Genomic DNA, 1070 nt, shown 5'->3' on the forward strand with positions numbered 1-1070 from the left:
GGGGGAGGCTAACGTGAGCGTAGCGAGCGTTAAGCGAGACGGAGTCGAGCGGCCGACACCAAAAGAGGGAAAGCGGCCGCTGGCCGCGCTTGAGAATGGGGAAATAGCGAAATGAGCATCCTGATCGACAAGAATACCCGGGTCATCACCCAGGGCATCACCGGCAAAACCGGCCAGTTCCACACCAAGATGTGCCGGGAGTACGCCAACGGCCGGAACTGCTTCGTCGCCGGGGTGAACCCGAAGCGGGCGGGCGAGAATTTCGAGGGTATCCCCATTTTCGCCACGGTCAAGGAGGCCAAAGCCGAGACCGGGGCGACCGCTTCGGTCATCTACGTGCCCCCGGCGGGCGCGGCGGAGGCGATCTGGGAGGCGGTGGAGGCCGACCTGGATCTGGCGATCTGCATCACCGAAGGCATCCCGGTGCGCGACATGATCGTGGTGCGGGACCGCATGCGCAAGCAGAACCGCAAGACCCTGCTGGTGGGCCCCAACTGCCCGGGAGTCATCACGCCGGACGAGATCAAGATCGGCATCATGCCCGGCCACATCCACAGGAAGGGCCCGGTGGGGGTGGTGTCCCGCTCCGGGACGCTTACCTACGAGGCGGTCGCCCAGCTCATGGAGCTCGGGCTAGGCCAGTCCACCTGCGTCGGCATCGGGGGCGACCCGGTCAACGGCTTGAAGCACGTGGACGTGCTCAAGATGTTCAATGAGGACCCCGCCACCGAGGCGGTGATCATGGTGGGCGAGATCGGCGGCTCGGACGAGGAGACCGCCGCCTTGTGGGTGAAAGAAAACATGAAGAAGCCGGTGGTGGGCTTCATCGCCGGGGTAACTGCGCCGCCCGGCAAGCGCATGGGACACGCGGGCGCCATCATCTCCGGCGGCAAGGGCACCGCCGCCGAAAAGATCGCGGTGATGGAGGAGTGCGGCATCAAGGTGACGCGCAACCCCGCCGAGATGGGCAAGCTGGCCAGGTCGGTGCTCAAGTGAGCGAGCTGGGCGAGGGTCACGGGCGAAGCCCGTGGGCCGAGACCAAAAGCTCCCTAATGGAGGAGAACGTTGCC

The 1070-nt window shown here is 65.6% G+C and carries 1 protein-coding gene; it reads left to right on the forward strand.

What is annotated here, in order from left to right; genetic code table 11:
- Positions 1-111: 111 nt before the first annotated feature.
- Positions 112-996 carry a succinate--CoA ligase subunit alpha gene (gene sucD / locus ACTFO6_RS09855; protein WP_439934283.1) on the forward strand — a complete coding sequence of 295 codons (885 nt, stop codon included), beginning with the start codon at positions 112-114 and terminating at the stop codon, positions 994-996.
- The last annotated feature ends 74 nt before the right edge of the window (positions 997-1070 follow it).

Origin of the sequence: Pelomicrobium sp. G1, assembly GCF_051905455.1 — a bacterium.
In the GTDB taxonomy this organism is placed as follows: domain Bacteria; phylum Pseudomonadota; class Gammaproteobacteria; order Burkholderiales; family UBA6910; genus Pelomicrobium.